The sequence below is a fragment of the Hyella patelloides LEGE 07179 genome (genome assembly GCF_900659865.1).
Classification (GTDB): Bacteria; Cyanobacteriota; Cyanobacteriia; order Cyanobacteriales; family Xenococcaceae; genus Hyella; species Hyella patelloides.
The window spans coordinates 1-1,093 of record NZ_LR214343.1; the positions used below are offsets into that span (position 1 = coordinate 1).

Annotated in this window: 2 protein-coding genes; one reads left to right on the forward strand and one right to left on the reverse strand. The window is 37.1% G+C overall.

Annotated features, from left to right (window positions below; translation table 11 throughout):
- The coding region (locus tag H1P_RS33625; protein WP_144875858.1) for an IS5 family transposase at positions 1 to 544 on the forward strand (544 nt) is incomplete at its 5' end.
- A gap of 128 nt (positions 545 to 672) precedes the next feature.
- Here H1P_RS33625 and H1P_RS37055 read toward each other — a convergent pair.
- On the reverse strand, positions 673 to 1,093 hold a 421-nt coding region (locus H1P_RS37055; protein WP_484133497.1), incomplete at its 5' end, for a transposase.

The following is a 1,093-nucleotide window of genomic DNA, read 5'->3' on the forward strand; positions in this document are numbered from 1 at the left end:
GAAAAGACTCCCTCAGCAGCAATTGTGGATAGTGCAAACACCGCACGGCGGACAGCTTGAGGTCACCTCAAGCTTCCGTGGCGGTCAATCTGTTAAAACTACAGAAATAGCTACAGAAGTAGGTTATGACGGTGGCAAATTGGTAAAAGGTCACAAGCGACATATTTTAGTTGATACTTTGGGGCTATTATTAGTTGTAATGGTTACCGCAGCTAACATAGCCGAAAAAAAGGGAGCTACCCAGCTCTTAGAAAAAATTAAAGCTAAATTTCCTCGATTAGAGAAAATTTTCGCGGATGGAGGTTATCAAGGTCACGATTTCCATAATCAGGTACAAGATGATTACAATCTAGATTTAGAAGTAGTCAAACGGAATCAGACCAAGGGTTTTAAAGTTTTACCTTGGCGTTGGATAGTGGAGAGAACATTTGCTTGGTTATTAAGATATCGACGATTGACAATTGATTATGAGGTCTTACCTGAAACCGCCGAAGCATTCATCTATGCAGCGATGGTTCGGATTATGGTTCGTCGGTTAGCGTAGCTTTTTAGACTTTTCGTACATCCTCTAAGATATTTGCTAGTTTTCTTCTTAAAAAATCTAGGGAATCAAAGACTTTATTTTTCAAGAATTTTTTGACTTCTTTCCACAATCTTTCAATCGGATTAACGTTACTGACAGTAAGGAGGTTGAAATAACAAAATAATATTATCAGGTATAGACAAATCCAAACCGAGATGTGCTCTTCCATTATCTAATTGAATAATATGAATTTCATTGCTGTAGGCTTGAGAAAACAACTCTAAAAATTTTTCAAAGCAAGCTGTATCTAAATGGCTAAATTCATAGAAGAAAGAATCTCCTGTCTTTGGTTCGACTAAACCATAAAGCCATAAATACTTAAATAACCATTGATACAAGCCCACGGGCTTGACTCCACAAGCAGTAATAACTTTCCCTGTGATAGTTTTTAATCCAATTCTGGTTTCGTCTTGACACCAATAGCGAATGTTTATGGGATTTTCTGAAGATTTATTGATGAAACTAAGGCGATTTTCTATTTGAGAATTTAGTTTGCTTGCTCCGTCCTTA